Raw genomic sequence first — 20,521 nt, forward strand, 5'->3', positions numbered from 1 at the left:
TCTTGGCTTCCCCCAATTTTATACAACTTTTGGCCACCGGTTTGGTGGTTTTGTAAGAGACATTAAGAATCATGCTAATTAAATTATTAACCAAAGTTTTTGGTAGTCGTAACGATCGTACACTGCGCCGTATGCGCAAGGTGGTTGATCTTATCAACCGTATGGAACCTGAAGTCGAAAAGCTGACAAATGAGGAATTACGTGCCAAAACTGACGAATTCCGTGAGCGTCTGGCGAACGGTGCCGTACTGGAAACATTGATCCCTGAGGCTTTTGCTGTCGTGCGCGAGGCCAGTAAACGCGTGTTTGGCATGCGTCACTTCGATGTGCAGCTGCTTGGCGGTATGGTACTGAACGAACGCTGCATCGCAGAAATGCGTACAGGTGAAGGTAAAACGCTGACTGCAACTCTGCCAGCTTACCTGAATGCGTTGAGCGGCCGTGGTGTCCACGTGGTTACCGTCAACGACTATTTGGCTCAACGTGACGCCGAAAATAACCGTCCATTGTTTGAGTTCCTGGGCCTGAGTGTGGGTATCAACTTACCTAATATGCCAGCTCCAGCTAAGCGTGCTGCTTATGCTGCGGATATCACCTATGGTACTAACAACGAATTCGGCTTTGACTACCTGCGCGATAACATGGCGTTCAGCCCAGAAGAACGTGTACAGCGCAAACTGCATTACGCGTTGGTCGATGAGGTTGACTCCATCTTGATCGATGAAGCACGTACTCCGCTGATTATCTCCGGCCCGGCCGAAGATAGTTCAGAGATGTATATTCGGGTTAACAAGCTGATTCCAAAACTGATTCGTCAGGAAAAAGAAGACTCCGATACTTTCCAGGGCGAAGGTCACTTCTCTGTGGATGAGAAATCACGTCAGGTGCATTTGACCGAACGCGGTTTGATCAAAATTGAGGAAATGCTGGTAGAAGCGGGCATCATGGAAGAGGGGGAGTCTCTGTATTCTCCAGCTAACATCATGTTGATGCACCACGTAACGGCAGCTCTGCGTGCTCATGTATTGTTCACCCGTGATGTTGACTACATTGTGAAAGACGGTGAAGTTATCATTGTTGACGAACATACTGGGCGTACCATGCAAGGTCGTCGTTGGTCAGATGGCTTGCATCAAGCGGTTGAAGCAAAAGAAGGCGTAGAAATTCAGAACGAAAACCAGACGCTGGCTTCAATCACTTTCCAGAATTACTTCCGCCTCTATGAAAAACTGGCCGGTATGACCGGTACAGCAGATACCGAAGCATTCGAATTTAGCTCCATTTACAAGTTGGATACCATTGTTGTTCCAACCAACCGCCCAATGATCCGTAAGGACCTGGCTGATTTGGTCTACATGACCGAACAGGAAAAAATTGGTGCGATTATCGAAGATATCCGTGAGCGTACTGCTAACGGCCAGCCGGTATTGGTGGGGACTATTTCGATTGAGAAATCAGAAGTGGTATCTGCTGAATTAACGAAAGCCGGTATTGAACACAAAGTTCTGAACGCCAAGTTCCACGCCATGGAAGCTGAAATTGTTTCCCAAGCGGGCCAACCGGGCGCGGTAACTATCGCGACCAACATGGCGGGTCGTGGTACCGATATCGTATTGGGTGGCAGCTGGCAGAGTGAAATTGCCTTACTGGAAAACCCAACAGAAGACCAAATTGCAGCCATTAAAGCCGCGTGGCAGATTCGCCATGATGCAGTGCTGGCCTCCGGTGGTTTGCACATTATTGGTACTGAGCGCCATGAATCTCGCCGTATCGATAATCAGCTGCGTGGTCGTGCGGGCCGTCAGGGTGATGCTGGTTCTTCCCGCTTCTACCTGTCAATGGAAGATGCCTTGATGCGTATTTTTGCCTCTGACCGTGTGTCTGGCATGATGCGTAAGTTAGGTATGAAACCAGGTGAAGCTATTGAACACCCGTGGGTGACTAAAGCTATCGCCAACGCGCAACGTAAAGTTGAAAGCCGTAACTTCGATATTCGTAAGCAATTACTGGAATATGATGATGTAGCCAGCGACCAACGCCGGGCTATCTACAGCCAGCGTAATGAGCTGTTGGATGTGGCTGATGTGAGTGAAACCATCAACAGTATCCGTGAAGATGTATTCAAAACGGTTATTGATAGCTACATTCCAACCCAGTCTCTGGAAGAAATGTGGGATGTCGAAGGCTTGGAACAGCGTTTGAAAAATGATTTCGACCTGGACATGCCAATTGCCCAATGGCTGGAAGATGAACCACAACTGCACGAAGAAACTTTACGTGAACGCATTCTGCAACTGGCGATTGCTGATTATCAGCGTAAAGAAGAAGTGGTTGGTTTTGACATGATGCGTAACTTCGAAAAAGGTGTGATGTTACAAACACTTGATTCGTTGTGGAAAGAGCATTTGGCGGCAATGGATTACCTGCGTCAGGGCATCCATCTCCGTGGCTACGCACAAAAAGATCCTAAACAAGAATACAAACGTGAATCTTTCGCGATGTTTGCTGCAATGTTGGAATCACTGAAATATGAAGTGATCAGCGTTCTAAGCAAAGTACAGGTGCGGATGCCGGAAGAAGTAGAGGCATTGGAAGTACAACGTCGCGAAGAAGCTGAGCGTTTGGCTAAACAGCAACAACTTAGCCACGAATCTGATAACAGCGCACTGATGTCACAGGAAGAAGCCAATGTGGCTGCCAGCCTTGAGCGCAAAGTCGGGCGTAATGATCCGTGCCCATGTGGTTCAGGTAAGAAATACAAGCAGTGCCACGGCCGCCTACAGTAATATTTTAGGCATAAGTTGATGCATTGATAACGAGGGCGGCTTAAACACCGCCCTTTATTTTGCTTATCTTTTTAGTACGAGTGAACTGGAAGAGTGCTCAAGCCAACATTGATGCTCTGACAGGAGAAAATAATTGAAACACTTACAAATTGCAGTTGGGATTATCCGTAATTCCCAGCAAGAAATTTTTATTACCCAGCGCGCTGCTGATTCTCATATGGCTGGATTTTGGGAATTTCCCGGCGGCAAAATTGAGCAGGGTGAAACACCAGAAGTTGCATTAAAACGTGAGCTATTGGAAGAAACAGGAATTGCGGTGAAAGAGGCGGTTTTGCTTAAAGTGTTAGAGCACACATTTACCGATCGCATCGTAACATTAAGTTTTTATATGGTTGAAGCATGGGATGGTGAGCCCTTTGGTCGCGAAGGCCAGCCGATGCGCTGGGTGAAACAATCTGACTTGTTGGCTGAAGAGTTCCCACCCGCCAATGCAGCCATTATTGAATTACTTACAGCATAGGCCGATGGGGCATTAAGATAAGTTAGATGGAGCAAAATATCCGTTTGCTCCATTTGGCCAGGCTGCGACTGCTAGTGTTGAAGAGGGTCTTCCTCGCTCCATTCATCACTGTCAGATAGCTCACCATTACTGGAAATGCGTTTTTCTTCGTCGGCCCACTCACCTAAATCAATCAGCTGGCAACGCTTGCAGCAGAATGGGCGATAAGGGCTTTGTTCACCCCAGATAACAATCTTGCCGCAGGTCGGACAGTTGACCTCGATGACTTCGGTTTCCATGTTTTCTCCTAAAATCTATCCAATGCCAGCGACTAATTACAAACTCAGCAGCAGGCTAATTCAAACGATAAACGTGCTGGCACGGTACCATTTTCACTATCGAGTGGTAAGAAGCGAATTGCATATCTGGTTTTATGACCGGAAATCTGTGGATACAACTGCGGGTCTAGCGGCAGGCGTAATCTCAGTAAATCAGCCCCTTCGGCATTGTCCTGGAAGAAACCATTTAAGCTGATTTGTGCCCGCAGAGGGCCGGATTGGCGAATTAAATTTAAAATAATAGTTAGCGACTGATTGAGCGGGGTCAGGCTTGTGAGCAACTTATCGATGTGCTGATTGCGTTGTTCCTGAGGCTGATGCAGCCAGGTGTGCAAAGTGGGTAAGTCGAAACTACAGCAGCCACCTGGGATACTCAGGCGCTGGCGAACAACGCTGATTAAGCGATCTTCTTTTAGCGACTGCCCGATGCGCGGTGCTGACATCAATACTGAAGCCCGGCTTTTTAACTGACTACGCAAGGAATCCACCAGCGACATATCAACACCGGGCATATCTGCCCATAGTTGTAACTTCTGTTGTTGGCGCTCTAATTCTTTAAGCAAATCAGTACGAACTTCACCGCGCTCCAGAACATCAATTAAATCAGATGCTGTGCGGAAAAACGTTAATGCACTGGCAATATTATCTAACGTACGCTGGCTTTCTAATTGTTGTAGTAAAAACTCCATTCTTAGCCAGGTACGCATTTTTTCATTGAGCGGGTGTTCAAAAAGTATTGTTGAGGTGAGGTCACTCATCTATGTAGATCCTGTTGGGCCGCAGCTGCCAATTTTAAATACTGCTGGTGTAATAAAGTAACTTGCGGGGCGATAACTATGGGATCGCCGCTATTGTCAATAATGTCATCAGCACAGGCTAGCCGCTGTTGCCGCGAAACCTGTGAAGCTAAAATATCTTCTGCCTGTTGGCGGGTAATACCATCTCTCGCCATTGTTCGAGCGAGTTGTATTTCAGGTGCCACATCTACCACTAACACACGATTAGCACGGCGATGTAAACCATTTTCAACCAACAAGGGGACAACCCAAAGTACATAGGGCTCATCAATATTGGCGAGCTGGCTCTGGGTTTCCTGTTGGATCAGTGGATGCAACAATGAATTTAACCACGCTTTTTCCTGCGGCTCACTGAAAATTTTCTCGCGTAATGCTGCACGATTCAATGTGCCATCTGTGTGCAAGATATTTTCCCCATAGCGGGAGGCGATTTCCATTAATGCCCGCGTGCCGGGCTCAACCACCTGACGAGCAATAATATCAGCATCAACCAGAGGGACACCGAGATTGGCGAATGCATTTGCGACTGTGCTTTTACCACTGCCAATTCCACCAGTGAGAGCCACAATATAGGTCATTGCCTAGCCTTGCATACAGTTAGTGAGTGGCCGAATTGTATCTGAAAGCAGGTGCCAAGGCATAGCAAGGTGTGCATTCTGTTTGCGCTACGTGGAAAAATAAGTGAAGTGAGTACGAGGATAACTGCGGGATTGAGACTCTTCAGGTAATTTGTGGGATTGTAGCGCAAATAAAGGTGGATTCGCAGTCTTGCCGTAGAATTATTCATGCGTATGATAGCTTCACTGGGATGGCGTGATTTACGCCCGATCACATTTTGCGATCTATCGCCAATAACCAGGAATAATTAGCCATGCGTATTGAAGAAGGTTTGAAACTAGGCTTTAAAGATGTGTTAATCCGCCCTAAACGTTCAACACTGAAAAGTCGCTCTGAAGTCGAATTGGAACGCCAGTTTACCTTCAAACATTCAGGTTGGAATTGGTCTGGTGTACCTATCATCGCTGCTAATATGGATACTGTTGGCACCTTCCGCATGGCAGAAGTTCTAGCCTCATTCGATGTTTTGACCGCAGTTCACAAACACTACACTGTTGAGCAGTGGGGCGAATTTGTGAAACGAGTTCCTGAATCAGTCTTACGTCATGTCATGGTCTCTACCGGGACATCTTCTGCTGATTTCGACAAGATGAAACAAATTTTGGCGTTATCACCTGCCTTGAAATTTATCTGTATTGATGTGGCTAACGGTTATTCCGAGCATTTTGTTTCCTTCTTACAAAAAGCTCGCGAAGCATGCCCAGATAAAGTTATTTGTGCGGGCAATGTGGTGACTGGTGAGATGGTAGAAGAACTTATTCTGTCGGGCGCTGATATTGTTAAAGTTGGGATTGGCCCAGGTTCGGTTTGCACCACTCGCGTGAAAACAGACGTTGGTTATCCGCAGTTGTCGGCGGTTATTGAGTGCGCTGATGCAGCACACGGTTTGGGCGGACAGATTGTTAGTGATGGCGGTTGTTCCGTGCCGGGTGATGTTGCGAAAGCTTTCGGTGGTGGTGCTGACTTTGTCATGTTGGGCGGCATGCTAGCTGGGCATGATGAGTGCGAAGGCCGAGTTGTTGAAGAGAATGGCGAGAAGTTTATGCTGTTCTACGGTATGAGTTCAGAGTCAGCCATGAAACGCCATGTTGGTGGTGTTGCTGAGTACCGCGCGGCGGAAGGTAAGACGGTTAAATTGCCATTACGTGGATCCGTTGATAACACCGTTCGCGACATTATGGGCGGTTTGCGTTCCGCTTGTACCTATGTGGGTGCATCACATTTAAAAGAACTGACTAAACGCACCACTTTTATTCGCGTAGCAGAGCAAGAAAACCGTGTGTTTGGCAGTAACTGATATTGGGTTTTCGAGAGTAAGTTGTACTCTGATAAAGTTAGCAATCACGAGCCTGTGATTGAGATGAAAAGAGGCGTTGAACTACGCCTGAGGTTAATGACAAAGTGCCCGTAACGGTGAAAACAGGCAGATCGTAAAGACGCCGTAAACCCCTCCCTGGGGACTCGACCCGCGCCATCCCTGGCGCGGACGCTTTACTCTTCTACCTGTCCTCACCTTGCAAGATCGAGTCGTTGGGGTTTGTCAGCAGTCTGAGGAGTTGAACTACGCCTCTTTTCAATAAAATCCCACCGGATAGCCCTCCTCTAATAACATTATTTACCCGATAACATCCCCTAGCTGGAATATCGGTAAATACATCGCGATTACCAGTACCCCAACAATACTGCCAATAATTAACATCAAAAGTGGCTCCAGCATTTGCGTGAGATTGTCGGCCAAATCCTGTGTTTGCTGTTGCTGCCAACCTGCCAGTTTCTCTAGTAGCACATCCAGAGCACCAGACTCCTCGCCCACACGAACCATTTGTTGGCATAATGGGGGGAATAGAGGGTGCTGGGTGATGGCGATATGCAGTGGAATCCCTTGCTTGATTTGTTTTTGAATACTCCTCAATGCTTGCTGATAAGTGTCATTATTGATGGAACGGAGTGCCGCATCTAATCCGGAGGTTAGGGGTAACCCTGCGTGCTGAGTGATAGCCAGAGTTTGAAAAATTTGACTAAGGCAACTGCCACGAATCAATGCTGATACTAATGGAATACGTAATAGAAGTTTCTGTTCCCATTGTTGGCAGTGAGTCTGATGTCGCCGTAGATATATATAACTAATACAAAATAAGGTTAATAATGCGATTAAGTATGGCCCATATGCAGTAAGAAATGCGGACATAAATAGAAGTGTGGCAGTTAGCACGGGTAATGGTGTATCGAACGATTGGTATATTTGTGCAAATTCGGGCAGAACCAAAACCAACATGACAGTACTGACAACCAGCGCAACAATACAGACAAATACTGGATATTTAAGTGCTTTAATGACTTTTTTTTGCAGTTTTTGTTGCCGTTCCTGGTGTAGGACCAATTGTACGCAGCATTGCTCAAGATTACCCGTCAACTCCCCCATTGCAATCACGGGGGGATATAATTGAGGGAAAGTATGAGGGTAATGGGCCATTGCCTCTGATAATGACTGCCCCTGTGATACTTGCTGACTTATTTCCTGTAATAAGCACTGCCAGGGTAAGGCATCTATTTCTTGTGCCAGCAATTGCAAACAATTCACTAAAGGTAGGCCCGCTTGTAATAATGTTGCTAATTGGCGAGTGATGGCAATCAGACGTTCACCGCGCCAATAGCTAATCGATAATCTTTTTCCACCCTTAACACCCAGTGGTTGTAGCCCATTATGGCGCATATATTCATAGACAGTATTTCTCTCCGTCGTCAGTAATGCTCCTGTCTGTAATTGCCCCGCAGTATTAATTGCTCTCCAATAAAATAAGCGCTGATAGCTCACGGTATTGCCTCAACTTGTATTTGCAGCCCCACAACACGATTAATTTCTCTGAGAGTGGTTATACCGTTTTCGACCAATGCCAGACCCGCCGAAAGTAATGTGACTTGTTTTTGTTCTTGCGCAATCCTGGTGAGTTCTGCTGGGCTGACATTATTAAGTAAAGCTTGTTGGATTGGCGGGGTGACATTTAACATTTCGTAAATTCCCGTTCGACCATAATATCCGGCACAGCAATGTTCACAACCAACGGCAAGATAATGTTGCAGTGGACTTGCCCATATATCTGGTGGTGTCAGGAAAGGGACTGATGACGCCTGACGACAATGCAGGCACAATTTTCGGACTAATCGTTGGGCGATAACTAATATTAGGCTGGAAGCAATTAAGTGACGCTCTACGCCCATGTGTGTCAGGCGTATCAGTGTTTCAGCTGTGGAGTTGGTATGCAAGGTTGAGAGAACCAGATGCCCCGTTAGTGCTGCTTTAACTGCTATTTCTGCGGTTTCATTATCACGAATCTCACCGAGCATAATGACATCAGGATCCTGACGCAGCATGGCACGCAATACATTAGAAAAATCCAGCCCAATTTTACTGTTGGTCTGTGTTTGATTTATACCGTCAACCTGGATCTCAATAGGATCTTCAACGCTACAGATGTTTATTTGTCCCTGATTGAGCTGCTCCAGGCTGCAATAGAGAGTTACTGTCTTACCACTTCCTGTTGGCCCAGTAACCAGAACCAACCCCTGAGGCGCTGATAGCGCTTGAGTTAATTGCTGGTGGGCCACTGTTGTAAGTCCCAGTTTTTCCAGAGTAGGCTGCTGCTTCATATTGAGAATTCGCAGCACGACTTTTTCACCATATTGCACGGGGAGGGTCGCTATTCTCATTGAGTAGCGAATACCGTCTAATATCAGTGCTAACTGACCATCTTGCGCTAACCGTTTTTCCGCAATATTCAGTTTAGACATAACCTTCAGGCAACTGCTAATACGACGAGATAGCTCAACTGTAGGCGATGGGGATTCATGTAATACGCCATCAATTCTTAGACGAATGCGGTAGTGATATTGATAAGGTTCAAAATGGATATCTGATGCACGTTTCTGAATCGCCAACCTGAGTGTCTGCGTTATAAATTGAATAACAGGTGTATCGTTTTCATTATCAAGTAATGTGTCATCAGCCCCCTTTATAGGTACGTTAGTTTCTAAGTGCTGTTGCGTTGATGGGCTCAAATTGAGTGATTGCTCAATTCTGGCCTCCGGCCAGTATTCCACCTTGATTTTACGGCCACACGCAAAACGCAGTGCAGTTAGCAACGCCTCATTGACTGGGTGAGACGAAGCTATGGTCAGGCTCTGGCCATCAAGTTTTAAGGCTATTGATCTATAACGGCGGCAAATGGTGTGTAATTCATCATTTATTGTCTCGTGTGGACATTCCATGAGTTCGGTCATTTGATTAGACCTTATCATTGAAACGGAATACGGTCTTACAGTTTTCAGCAATGCTGTTATTTGTTGCGGTACATGTTCTTGCCCAGACTATATTTCCACTATTATTTAGGGTGGGTGACATAGCCAAAGTTAGATTGGCAAGTGTTTGCTGGCCAGTAAATGTAATGACGCCTTTATCTATAGTGGTTGCGCTGACATAGCGCGATGATTCTCCCGCCGGTATACCGTGACTCCCTCCATTACAGCTATCAAGGCTGGCATGTTCCAGTGCGCAAAGTTCCACCGCCATTTTGTAGGGAACCATAGCTTGCAACATGTCGGTGAGGGCTGCTTTTTGGATGTAGCGTTGATAAGACGGAATACCTATACCACTGAGAACCGCAATGATGGCGATCGCAACCATCAATTCAATTAATGTAAAACCGCGTTGATTAGTCATTTGACACTCTCCATGTGTGTGAGAAAACGTGGGCAGAGTGCACTTTTTGAATGAATGTTAACAAGAGGGGATTGAGGGTTTTGCGAAGCGTGCTGTCGGATATTTAGCTTGTTGCAACTGAATCACAGATAATTTCGGCGGTGCTCGCAAAACAGAATAAGGGCCTGCTATTACGAGCCATCCGCCGAAAATAATTTGGTAGGATTATTTAAAACGCATGGAAAGGTCCAAGGCAGTAATATGTTTGGTCAGCGCCCCGACTGAAATGAAATCAATACCTGTTTCAGCATAGCTGCGTAGGGTTTCCAGTGTGACATTGCCGGAAACCTCCAGTTGCGCGCTGCTCTGAGTTTTGGCAAGTTCATCGCGCATGTTTACCGCTTCACGCATCATTGGAATAGTGAAGTTATCTAACATGATGATGTCAGCACCTGCTTCCAGGGCTTGTTGTAGTTCATCAAGGGATTCAACTTCAACCTCGATAGGAACATCGGCATGTATCCAAAATGCTTTGGCAACGGCCTCTTTAATTGAACCAGCTGCGATAATATGATTTTCCTTAATAAGGAAAGCATCAGATAAGCCAAGCCGATGGTTATTACCACCCCCGCAGAGGACGGCATATTTCAAGGCAGTACGCAGCCCAGGCACTGTTTTTCGGGTATCAAGCAATTGGGTCTTCAAGCCAGCGAGTGCGGCCACATAGCGGCTTACTTCAGTTGCTACGCCCGATAAAGTTTGCAGGAAGTTTAGTGCGGTGCGTTCACCTGTCAGCAAAATGCGGGCGGGGCCAGTCAGATGGCAAAGAACCTGATCAGCAACCAGTTTGTCGCCATCGTTAACTTCCCATGTGACCGACACTTGGGCACCAAGTTGAATAAACACTTCATTCAACCAGCGTTCACCACAAAAAACACCCGCTTCACGGGTAATGATGGTTGCCTCTGCCTGCTTACTTGCTGGCAGTAATTGCGCGGTGAGGTCGCGGTCGGCGTTGACTTCGCCACCCAGGTCTTCACTCAAGGCTTGAGCAACAGTTGAAGGGATATCGCGTTGAATTCGTTCCAATAGCTCGGCGCGGCGGCTGTCGGCATTATAGCTGCGGGTCGGCATAGAAAACTCCGAAATGGCGGATAGATAGTTGTCCAAACATGCTACTCTGTTGCTGGCAGAAGTGCCATAAAAGAGCCGGTTGCAGTGTACTATTTAGGTTAGGGGGCTTAGGTAAACTATGCAGTTAGAAAATAACTGGCAGTTAGATAATGGCTGGATTTATGGGGTCAAACGGGTCGTTTCCCCTCATTGCGACCAGCGGCCAGAAGGTGAAGCTCCTTCTCTGCTGGTGATTCATAATATTAGTTTGCCTCCTGGTGAGTTTGGCGGCCCGTATATAGATCAACTGTTTACTGGCACCCTTAATCCTGATGAACATCCTTATTTTGCCGATATTGTTCATCTGCGGGTGTCAGCTCATTGCCTTATCCGCCGGGATGGTGAAATTATTCAATATGTTCCATTTGATAAACGTGCCTGGCATGCTGGAGTATCTGTTTTTGCCGGACGTGAGCGGTGTAACGATTTTTCCATTGGGATCGAGTTGGAAGGGACGGATGTGTTACCGTTTACCGCCGCACAATATCGTAGCCTGTCTGAGGTAAGTGCTCTGTTATTTGCCCATTATCCGATAACCGCAGAGCAGGTTGTAGGCCACAGCGATATTGCGCCGGGGCGCAAGACTGACCCAGGCCCTGCTTTTGACTGGGCGTTGTATCAACAGAGTTTAGCGAAGTCATCTTTACCATCGTAATACGGAAGTCATGCAGTATTAACCAGAGGTTCATGGTCGAGCACGAATTAGATTGTCACCTCGTCTGATAGAGTCGTTTATGCATGCCGGGAGGCGTATGCCCTGTTTGTGGGCGGGTTAAGTACAAAGGGAGAGTAAGAGCTAATGACACTGTTTACGCTGTTGCTGGTGCTAGCATGGGAGCGCTTGTTTAAACTGGGCGAACATTGGCAACTAGATCATCGCCTTGAAGTGGTATTTACGCGTTTACGCCACTTTTCGTTGGTACAAACAATTTTACTGACCGCTGTGTGGATGGTGCTGGTAGGGCTGGTTTTGCGGCTAGTGCAAAACATCATGTTTGGTTTACCCCTTTTGCTTATCTGGATACTAATTTGCCTGCTGTGTATTGGTGCGGGTGGAATACGTAAACATTACCGCGCCTATTTGAAAGCTGCACGTCAAAATGATGCTCATGCTACGGATAAAATGGCTGAGGAGTTGGCACTTATTCATGGCTTACCGATGGATAGTGGTGAAAAAGCTCGGCTGGAATCTCTGCAAAATGCATTGTTATGGATAAACTTCCGTTACTATTTAGCGCCGATCTTCTGGTTCGTCGTTTGTGTTAGCTATGGCCCCGTGGCATTAGCAGGGTATGCGATGTTACGTGGGTATCAAACTTGGTTGGCGCGTCATCATACTCCTTTACAGCGCTCACAATCTGGCATTGATCGCATTTTGCATTGGCTTGACTGGATACCGGTGCGGTTAGTCGGGGTTGCCTATGCATTATTGGGGCATGGGGAAAGAGCCTTACCCGCTTGGTTTGCTTCATTGGGTGACTTTCGTTCCTCGCAGTACCAAGTGTTGACTCAATTAGCACAGTATTCTTTGGCACGAGAGCCTCATTTAGATCCGGTGCAGACACCCAGATCGGCGGTGTCTTTAGCGCGAAAAGTCACGGTGGCCGTCATTGTGGTTGTTGCTTTACTGACTATTTATGGTGCGTTAGTTTAGTTAATAATGCGTTGGTTTAATGAGTGGGGCTGGATAATTATTTATCAGCCCTTTTTTAAGATAACTTCCTGTTAGGAATTATCTCCACTTTATCTTACCAATAAAAAACCAATTCATATTTGTTTTTTATTGTTATAAATCAATTGGTTAATTTTGATTTATTGTGTTTTTCTGTGAAGCTTATCTGATATCTAGTTTGGCTGAGTTATATTTTTTCTTTTTGGAAAATCTCTGAATTAAAATAAAATCCCATTATTTCTATCATTTATTATTAGTCCGATTAAATTCCGAGTTATTCCTTTTTATCATTTCATTCTTCGCTTTATTATCCGCCTGATCAATTTCTATTGGCTTATTTCTTCATGCATTACTCAACTTATTGTCATCTGTGTTTATGTTTCAAACCCCTTTGAATTAATGCGAGTCGATTATGCCGGTAACAAATCAGGAATTTTATAATGGGTTCAATTTTTAAAGGCATAGAACGTTACTTGTGTGCTGGCTTCATGAAGAAAGCCATTGCCTACACGCAAATAATTTTACAAATATTATTGGGTACGCTTCCACTGTATTCGATGAGTTTTAGCACTCAGGCGAACAGTGATATCACGAAGAAAACAGTGCTTTTTAAGCAACTCCATACGCTCACCCCAACTGACACTCTGGAGTCAGTTGCAGCAAGCTATGGCTTATCTGTTGATGAGCTTTGGGCGTTAAATATCAATTTATATAACAATCGCAGTGCGTTTGACGCAGTCAAATACGGTGCGGTGGTTTATGTTCCTAATCAGGAAGAAGAGCAACGGGCCACCCAGCAAGCCTCTTTGGTTGCTTCTCATTTGTCCCAGGTAGGGAATTCGTTGAGCAGCGAGAACCGTGTCGATGCATTCTCTCGTTTAGCCAAGGGGATGTTGTTATCGTCTACGGCGAAAACGGTCGAGGAATGGTTAGGCCATATTGGTCAGGCCCAAGTTAAATTACAGACTGATGATAAGAATGATTTCAGTGGCTCAGAAATAGATTTATTTATCCCTCTCTATGATCAACCTGATAAGTTAGCCTTCAGCCAGTTTGGTTTTCGTCGTATTGACCAACGCAATATTATGAATATTGGGTTGGGGCAACGCCATTATGTGTCTGACTGGATGTTCGGTTATAACATTTTCTTTGACCAACAAATATCCGGTAATGCCCATCGGCGCGTAGGATTTGGCGGTGAATTAGCGCGGGATTACCTTAAGCTGTCAGCCAATAGTTATCATCGTTTGGGCGGGTGGAAAAATTCTGCTCGACTGGAAGATTATGACGAGCGTGCGGCTAATGGTTACGACATTCGTACCGAAGCCTATTTACCTCATTACCCGCAGTTAGGCGGGAAGTTAATGTATGAGCAATACTTCGGTGATGAAGTCGCCTTGTTTGGCATTAACGAACGGCAGAAAAACCCATCGGCATTAACTGCTGGTGTCAGCTATACCCCGATCCCACTGGTAAGTTTAGGTCTTGACCATACTATTGGTAACGGCGGTAAAAAGAAAACTGGAGTGAATGTTGCCGTCAATTACGAAATTAATACCCCTTGGCCGCAGCAGATAGATCCCGCAGCGGTGCAAGCGACCCGGACTCTGGCCGGTAGCCGCATGGATTTGGTCGATCGCAATAACAATATTGTACTGGAATACCGTAAGCAGCAGGTGGTGACATTAAATTTACCGGAAAAAGTCAGCGGTAAAGAAAAACAAGTTGTACCGATAAATTATACTTTTAATGCCCGTCATGGATTAGATCGTATCGAGTGGGATGCTGCCGATGTGATTAAGGCCGGTGGGCAAGTTAGCAATGTGGGTAATTTGGCCTATCACGTCGCTATGCCACCCTATATTGATGGTGCGGCGAATGCCTATGTATTAAGCGGGCGTGCGATTGATAAAAAAGGGAATTACTCCACTTCCAGCTCCACCAATATTTATGTTACCGGCGTCAATATTAATCGTATTAACAGTACTATTTCTTTGAATCCGGCCACCTTGCCAGCTAATGGGACCAGCCGCAGTATCATTCAATTGAAATTAAATACCGATGCTGGTCAGGCGGTCAGTGGCGCGTCAGGTCAAATGACATTTGCGATACGGGATTCTTCTGGCCGAGTATTTAAAGCCAGAACTTTGCTACAGCCTTTGGTTATTGATGATGTGCAGGAAGTTCAGAGCGGTGTTTATGAGGCTTCTATTACCAGTGGTTTCCTGACTGGGCGTTTTGAAATTACCCCAACTGTGCGTGGGGTTCAACTAAACCCAATTATTCTTACCCAATCAGCCGATAAAACGACGGCGACTATTACTGATAGCTCGGCGGTGACTATTTCGACGCCATCAATTACTACCAATGCGACCGATAAAACCAAACTTGAAGTGTTAGTGACTGACGCACTGGGCCATCCGGTGCCGGGCGTTGAAGTTAAGTGGGTCAGCGATTTAAAGTCGCCGGGCCTTGAACATGCCATCAGTATCACTAACGAGCACGGTATTGCAGAAAACAATTTCAGTTCAACCGTTACCGGAACTGCCAATATTACAGTGCAGGTAGGCACTGAGGCCCCGGTTCAAGCGGGTGCGATTGAAATAAAAGCAGATAACAGCACCATGACGGTGAAGGCCAATGACTTTACTGTTGCGGCCACACCAGTGGTGGCTGATGGCACCAGTAAAGCGGTTTATAAACTGAAGGTTACCGACAAGCAGGGCAATGTTGTCCCTGGTGCCGCGGTGGAATGGTCGAGCAATATCGGCTCCTTTGTTCAGGGCAGCAGCACAACAACCGACACTAACGGCGAAACCTTTATTGAGCTGGTGAGCACCAAGGCAGAAACGGCCAAAGTCACGGCGACTGTCGGCGGCAAGCCCTATAACGCAGGTAAGGTGGTCTTTGTTGCTGATCGTCAAAGCGGCAAGATTACGTTACTTCCTGTGAGCAAAAACAGCGCAGCGGCCAATGGCATAGATAGCATTACTCTCAATGCCAAAATTCTCGATGCCAACGGCAACCCGATTAAAAATGAAGAAATTGAATGGGATGCAGCCAGCCATAAGGTGACGTTCAGTCCCGCAACCGGAAAAACTCAAACCAACGATTTGGGTGAGACACAAATTACTCTTACCAGCACTGATGTGGGTGATATCACCCTTAACGCGCAGGTCGTGAAAAACAATCTGTTAGTTAATCAGGCCAGTGAAAAGCTGAGCTTCACTGCTGACACTGTCACTGCCAACATCTCTGCCTGGTCAGCGCCAAGTGTTAAGACTCTTATCGCCGATGGTCAGTCGCAGGTGATTTACAAAGTGGTGGTAAAAGACAAAAACGGCCACGTTGTGGCGAACAGTCCGGTGCTGTGGGAAACCAACCTGGGCGAGTTTGTTCCAGCACAGCCGACGACCACAATGACTAGCACTAATAGTCAGGGTGAAGCTACAGTGGTGCTTGCCAGTATTAAGGCGGGTTTTGCCACGGTTAAGGCCTCGGTTAATGGTAATAAAAACACATCGCCTACCCAGGTTGAGTTTACTGCTAACCGCAGTACCGCAAAAATCACTTTAGCACCAATGACTCAACGCGATTTCGTTGCTAATGATAAAGACAAGGTGACTTATAGCGTTACAGTAGTTGATGCCAATAACAACCCGGTGAAGGCGGAAGCGATAAGCTGGAAAGCCGAGAACGGGCATCCGGTTAAAATTGAACCTGCCTCCAGTCAAACGGATGAACAGGGTAAGGCCACTGTCAATATTGGTTCTGTGAAGGCTGGCAAGACGCAGATTCGCGCGACACTTGGCAATGCCGCCACGGCTATTGCTGATGCCATTACCTTTGAAGCCGATCGTAAGACTGCGGTGATTAAAACCGTGGAAGTGAAAGGTGACAATAAACCGGCACCTGATGGTTCCAGTTCTGTCAGTTATGTGACGACCGTGGTAGATGCCAATGGCAACCCAGTGGGTGGGATGACTCTAAGCTGGGACAGTAATATTAATAAGATTGCCAGCCAGATCACTACCACCGATATCAATGGTCAAAGTAGCCAAACTATCACCGGTACGCAGGTGGGTAAGGTTGAGGTTTCAGTCGCGCTAACCGAAGGCGATAATGCAAAAATTAAGAAGGAAAACATTGGTGAGGCTGAGTTTGTCGCGATAACACCGGTGGCCAGCAACGCAGAGCTGTTGTTACAACCGAATGTGATCATTTCCGATGGTAAACAAACTGCTACGTTGAGATTTACGCTGCGTGATGCCAACCACAACCCAGTTTCGGGCCTGGCGTCGAAGATCAATATCACTCAGTCAGTAGCTGATCATGTGAACGTAGGCACCATTAGTGAAACAACAGCAAAAGGGGTTTATCAAGCCACTATCACTGGTATGAAGGAAGGTGCAGTAGATTTGACCACCACAGTTAAGGGAAGCAATGTAAGCAAAATACAAACGCTAACCCTACAGGCTGATAATAAAACCGCCACATTGAAATCGGTCACATCGGATATCAAAAAAGCGGCTGCTGATGGCACTGCCAGTATTACTTATACCGCCACCGTGGTAGATGCTAAGGGTAACGCAAGCCTTGCTGATGTTTCAGTGGCCTGGATAACCAGTTTGGGTAACATAGCGGTAATGACCAGAACCAATGCATCGGGTAAGGCAACTGTCACCCTGACCAGCAAACAAACCGGTAATGCGACAGTTACCGCGATTGTCAGTAGCACCAGTCAGATGGATGCAGCACCAGTAACCTTTACCGCTGGTGGCATTTCCATTGCTCACTCATCCACTAGTTTCTCCTCTGTGGATCTGGTAGCGGATGGTGTTACCACCACCAAACTGACGGTTAAAGTCAATGATATCAACGGCAATCCATTAACCGGTCAAGGTGGGAAGATTAAAGTCACTGCGGCTAATTTCCCCGGTTTGAAATTGCCAACGGCATTTACTGAAGTGTCTACAGGGGTCTATAGCGCCACTATCACTGGTACTAAAGCGGGTGACGGTGAAATTGTTACTCAGTTGGATGGTACTGAGTTAGCTAAACAGAAGCTGAAAGTGATTGCTGATGTGCTTACTGCCAAAATTGCGCAAGTGGAATCGTTGCAGGCTGGGCCTGTTACGGTGGGTAATAAAGTCACTTATCAGGCGACCCTCAAAGATGCTAACGATAACCTGCTGGGTGCCGGTATTCCGGTGCATTGGTCAGTCAACCGCGACACTCTGATGAGTGGCAAGTTGATTAGCCTAACCAACCGTGCTGGCGTGGCAGAAGTTGAAATCAGCCGTGATTTGGTTGGTGATGCTCTGGTCACTGCGGCGGTAGGCAATAACAGTTTGCAGGCTACGGCAGTTAAATTTATCAGTGGCGGAGTGGACATCAGCAAATCCAGCATGCAGTTACTGCAAGGTAATATCACTGCCGATAATCTCGATATTGCCACTATTCAGGTTGATATCCGTGATAGCAAAGGCAATCCGTTACCTAATCTGGCAAACCAGATAACCACATCACCAAAAAGTGGGGAACATGGCTTGAAAATCGAAACCACTGCTAACCCATCCGGTGACGGTTATCTGGTCAAGATGAAAGGTACTAAAGCCGGTAATCATACAGTGACCGTCTCTGTGGCGGGCAAGCCTTTGTCAGCTAAGGTAGATATGGTGCTGAAGGGGGATGCAACCACGGCTAAATTAGAGTGGGTGAAATCAAGCAGCATTACATTTAAAGCCGATAATGTGGATACAGTGACCTATACCGCTAAGGTAGTGGATGCTAATAATAATCTGTTGGAGAATATCGCGGTTAGTTGGCGTTTGGCGCAGGGCGGAGGCCAGTATCAAGGCCAGAGCTACACTGGGAAAACCGGTGTTGCAGAAACCAAACTCAGAGCCAGCATTCTGGGCACATATAAAATGGAGGCGCAGGTTCGCCAACAGGTTAAAGCGGCAGCAGATGTCAACAGCACCGCAGGGGACATCGATCCAGCACAATCTGATTTTGTGGGAGATGTGACCAGCATTGATGCCAGTGGCAGCACTAAGGCTAAGTTAACCGCCACGCTAAAAGATAAGTTTGGTAACTTATTAATCGGCCAGATTGTTAAGCTAACTGACAGTAATAACCTGAAAGGCATAAAGTTCACTGCTGATCCAATGAAAGATAATGGTGATGGCACGTATAGCACTGAGGTTAGCGCAACCGCCAAGGGTAATACTCAAATAATTGCCAGCATTAACGGTGTTAATTTGACTCAGCAGCCGCAACTGCTGGTGGGGAATATTATTCCGCAGTTGAGTTTTGATAATAAAAACGTGGCGAGAGTCTTTACAAGAGCACTACAGCCAAAACAGTTGCTAAAGGGCTTACCTAAAGGGGTTACCGTACACTGGAGCAGTGGTAATTCGGATGTCGCCAAAGTTAATCCCACTACCGGTGAGATTGAATTGCTCAAAGCGGGCATAGTGGAGATTTCAGCGATGACATTGGCAGATAGTACCTATGCCGTGGGCATTGCCAGTTATCAACTTGAGGTTGAACGGGCTGATCCTAAACTTGCCTTTGCTAAACGGGTTAGTAGCACAACTTGGGGACAGGCTGTTACAAAAGAACAACCTAATGTGGGTAACTCTGATTGGGTAAGCTCTCAGCCTCAGCTTAAGTGGAGCAGTTCTGCGTTGGATGTCGCTAAAGTTGATTCCAGTGGCAGCATTACATTGTTGAAAGCTGGTGATACGCTGATTAAAGCGACAACAGAACAGACAGATCAATTTAAAGCCAGTGAGGCGGAGTATGTATTAAATATTAACAAGGCAAATTTAGTGTTGAATTTTAGTCAATCGTTGAAGCAATACTCGGTAGATAGCCAACCAAGTAATGTCCAATCATTAAATTTACCAAGTGATTTACCAACTCGCGCTGTACGCTGGAGTTCAAGTAATCCAAGTGTTATGAACATCGATTCATATGGCCGTATAAATCGCGTTTCAGCTGGTGAAACGGATATTAAAATAGAAATAGATAAAAATGATTTCTATTTGGAAAATAGTGCTAAATACTTAGCAGAAGTCTATAAAAAACCTAGTATATCCATAAGTAGTACCAATATAGTCAGTAAAGGTATATCTAGCTCTAACTCCTCAGAATGGAAACCTGCATTTAAAGGTGACCAGATGGTGGTTAATTGGAGAGTGTCAGGTTCCGGTAAGTTTGAAGGCCCTCAGAAAGTTGTCGTGCAATTTATTGAGGAGAATTCAGGGAATAAACTGTTTGAAAAAGAATCTACATCTAACTTAGCTTCTGGCTCTACAACAATTGAAGATATTAGAGTTAAAAATTTGGTAGGCAAGCGGGGACGATTTGTCGTCAAAACCGAAGGTATATCTGGCTTAAGCTCCCAAGAAAAAACTAAAGTCATTGATGTGAAAAGGCTTTATCCAGATGAAATCTGGAATAAAGTGCGTTTCAGGTCAGGGTATAGCATATACCATAAAGGCAAATCAGTTGGCGATTGTAGGTTGTCAAAGCTACTGTGGAACGCAGAGCACCACGTTAATATGAACTGGGATGTTGGTATTGATCTTGGTAATAATGAATTGATCGAAGGGATGGAAGTTAAACTACGTATTGATAAAGTTAAGAGTACATATATCTCTCCTAGAGTTATTGCTATTAGGAATATACTTAAGACCTTTAATGAGAAGAGTGAACCTGGCTCAAGTGGTGTTCCTGAAACATTACATACAGATTGTTTTCTTTCTCATAATGATTTAGTAGAGTTAGTCTTGGATGTGGATTATCTCGGTAAAACGACAATGTATAATGCTGGTGAGGTCTATTGGGAGGGAGAAGGACGATACAAGGAAAGTTTTGTTGAGGCTAAGGTAGAGCGTAAGTAGGATTATAAATTACTAGATAAAATGCTGAG

General features: G+C 45.9%; 13 protein-coding genes. 6 read left to right on the forward strand and 7 right to left on the reverse strand.

What is annotated here, in order from left to right; translation table 11 throughout:
- The first annotated feature begins 71 nt into the window (after positions 1-71).
- Together secA and mutT are read left to right on the forward strand one after the other, a co-directional pair.
- On the forward strand, positions 72-2,786 hold the full coding sequence (secA, locus tag FGL26_RS19510) for a preprotein translocase subunit SecA (RefSeq protein WP_005167086.1): 2,715 nt from the start codon (positions 72-74) through the stop codon (positions 2,784-2,786).
- Positions 2,787-2,919: 133 nt separating this feature from the next.
- A complete protein-coding gene (gene mutT / locus FGL26_RS19515) occupies positions 2,920-3,306 on the forward strand; it encodes an 8-oxo-dGTP diphosphatase MutT (RefSeq protein ID WP_005167088.1) in 387 nt (128 codons plus the stop codon).
- A gap of 71 nt (positions 3,307-3,377) precedes the next feature.
- Here mutT and yacG read toward each other — a convergent pair whose 3' ends face one another.
- Genes yacG through coaE form a run of 3 tightly spaced genes read right to left on the reverse strand, consistent with a single transcriptional unit; the run spans position 3,378 to position 4,998 of the window.
- The gene (gene yacG / locus FGL26_RS19520) at positions 3,378-3,584 is read right to left on the reverse strand and encodes a DNA gyrase inhibitor YacG (RefSeq protein ID WP_005167089.1); all 207 of its coding nucleotides are present in this window, start codon (positions 3,582-3,584) and stop codon (positions 3,378-3,380) included.
- A gap of 44 nt (positions 3,585-3,628) precedes the next feature.
- Positions 3,629-4,381, reverse strand: coding sequence for a cell division protein ZapD (gene zapD, locus FGL26_RS19525; RefSeq protein WP_005167091.1), 753 nt, complete (start codon positions 4,379-4,381; stop codon positions 3,629-3,631).
- Positions 4,378-4,998 (reverse strand): dephospho-CoA kinase, encoded by a 621-nt coding sequence (coaE, locus tag FGL26_RS19530; protein WP_005167092.1) that lies wholly within the window; start codon positions 4,996-4,998, stop codon positions 4,378-4,380. The genes zapD and coaE overlap by 4 nt, the downstream gene beginning before the upstream one ends.
- Positions 4,999-5,291: 293 nt before the next feature.
- Here coaE and FGL26_RS19540 point away from each other — a divergent pair, with 293 nt between their 5' ends.
- Positions 5,292-6,335 (forward strand): GMP reductase, encoded by a 1,044-nt coding sequence (locus FGL26_RS19540; RefSeq protein WP_138060265.1) that lies wholly within the window; start codon positions 5,292-5,294, stop codon positions 6,333-6,335.
- Between the two features lie 318 nt (positions 6,336-6,653).
- Here the strand turns inward: FGL26_RS19540 and hofC are convergent, their stop codons facing one another.
- The 4 genes from hofC to nadC form a co-directional block, all read right to left on the reverse strand.
- Positions 6,654-7,853: a protein transport protein HofC gene (hofC, locus tag FGL26_RS19545; RefSeq protein WP_005167094.1), complete on the reverse strand. Its 1,200-nt coding sequence runs from the start codon at positions 7,851-7,853 to the stop codon at positions 6,654-6,656.
- Positions 7,850-9,316, reverse strand: coding sequence for a type II secretion system protein GspE (gene gspE / locus FGL26_RS19550; RefSeq protein WP_005167095.1), 1,467 nt, complete (start codon positions 9,314-9,316; stop codon positions 7,850-7,852). Before gspE ends, hofC begins: the two co-directional genes overlap by 4 nt.
- Positions 9,317-9,320: 4 nt before the next feature.
- The gene (ppdD, locus tag FGL26_RS19555) at positions 9,321-9,755 is read right to left on the reverse strand and encodes a prepilin peptidase-dependent pilin (protein ID WP_005167096.1); all 435 of its coding nucleotides are present in this window, start codon (positions 9,753-9,755) and stop codon (positions 9,321-9,323) included.
- A 204-nt stretch (positions 9,756-9,959) separates the two neighbouring features.
- Positions 9,960-10,868, reverse strand: coding sequence for a carboxylating nicotinate-nucleotide diphosphorylase (nadC, locus tag FGL26_RS19560; RefSeq protein ID WP_005167097.1), 909 nt, complete (start codon positions 10,866-10,868; stop codon positions 9,960-9,962).
- Between the two features lie 118 nt (positions 10,869-10,986).
- On the opposite strand from nadC, the gene ampD reads away from it, so the two are divergent.
- The 3 genes from ampD (at position 10,987) to FGL26_RS19575 (ending at position 20,492) form a co-directional block, all read left to right on the forward strand.
- Positions 10,987-11,562 (forward strand): 1,6-anhydro-N-acetylmuramyl-L-alanine amidase AmpD, encoded by a 576-nt coding sequence (ampD, locus tag FGL26_RS19565; protein WP_005167100.1) that lies wholly within the window; start codon positions 10,987-10,989, stop codon positions 11,560-11,562.
- A 144-nt stretch (positions 11,563-11,706) separates the two neighbouring features.
- Positions 11,707-12,561, forward strand: coding sequence for a beta-lactamase regulator AmpE (gene ampE, locus FGL26_RS19570; RefSeq protein WP_005167103.1), 855 nt, complete (start codon positions 11,707-11,709; stop codon positions 12,559-12,561).
- A 458-nt stretch (positions 12,562-13,019) separates the two neighbouring features.
- Positions 13,020-20,492 (forward strand): inverse autotransporter beta-barrel domain-containing protein, encoded by a 7,473-nt coding sequence (locus tag FGL26_RS19575; protein ID WP_005167105.1) that lies wholly within the window; start codon positions 13,020-13,022, stop codon positions 20,490-20,492.
- The last annotated feature ends 29 nt before the right edge of the window (positions 20,493-20,521 follow it).

The sequence above is a fragment of the Yersinia enterocolitica subsp. enterocolitica genome, from assembly GCF_901472495.1.
GTDB lineage: Bacteria > Pseudomonadota > Gammaproteobacteria > Enterobacterales > Enterobacteriaceae > Yersinia > Yersinia enterocolitica.

Excerpts from the sequence above, each read along its gene's own strand:
- secA (WP_005167086.1), top strand. The coding sequence starts at position 72 with ATGCTAATTAAATTATTAACCAAAGTTTTTGGTAGTCGTAACGATCGT.
- yacG (WP_005167089.1), bottom strand. The coding sequence starts at position 3,584 with ATGGAAACCGAAGTCATCGAGGTCAACTGTCCGACCTGCGGCAAGATT.
- zapD (WP_005167091.1), bottom strand. The coding sequence starts at position 4,381 with ATGAGTGACCTCACCTCAACAATACTTTTTGAACACCCGCTCAATGAA.
- coaE (WP_005167092.1), bottom strand. The coding sequence starts at position 4,998 with ATGACCTATATTGTGGCTCTCACTGGTGGAATTGGCAGTGGTAAAAGC.
- FGL26_RS19540 (WP_138060265.1), top strand. The coding sequence starts at position 5,292 with ATGCGTATTGAAGAAGGTTTGAAACTAGGCTTTAAAGATGTGTTAATC.
- gspE (WP_005167095.1), bottom strand. The coding sequence starts at position 9,316 with ATGACCGAACTCATGGAATGTCCACACGAGACAATAAATGATGAATTA.
- ppdD (WP_005167096.1), bottom strand. The coding sequence starts at position 9,755 with ATGACTAATCAACGCGGTTTTACATTAATTGAATTGATGGTTGCGATC.
- nadC (WP_005167097.1), bottom strand. The coding sequence starts at position 10,868 with ATGCCGACCCGCAGCTATAATGCCGACAGCCGCCGCGCCGAGCTATTG.
- ampD (WP_005167100.1), top strand. The coding sequence starts at position 10,987 with ATGCAGTTAGAAAATAACTGGCAGTTAGATAATGGCTGGATTTATGGG.
- ampE (WP_005167103.1), top strand. The coding sequence starts at position 11,707 with ATGACACTGTTTACGCTGTTGCTGGTGCTAGCATGGGAGCGCTTGTTT.
- FGL26_RS19575 (WP_005167105.1), top strand. The coding sequence starts at position 13,020 with ATGGGTTCAATTTTTAAAGGCATAGAACGTTACTTGTGTGCTGGCTTC.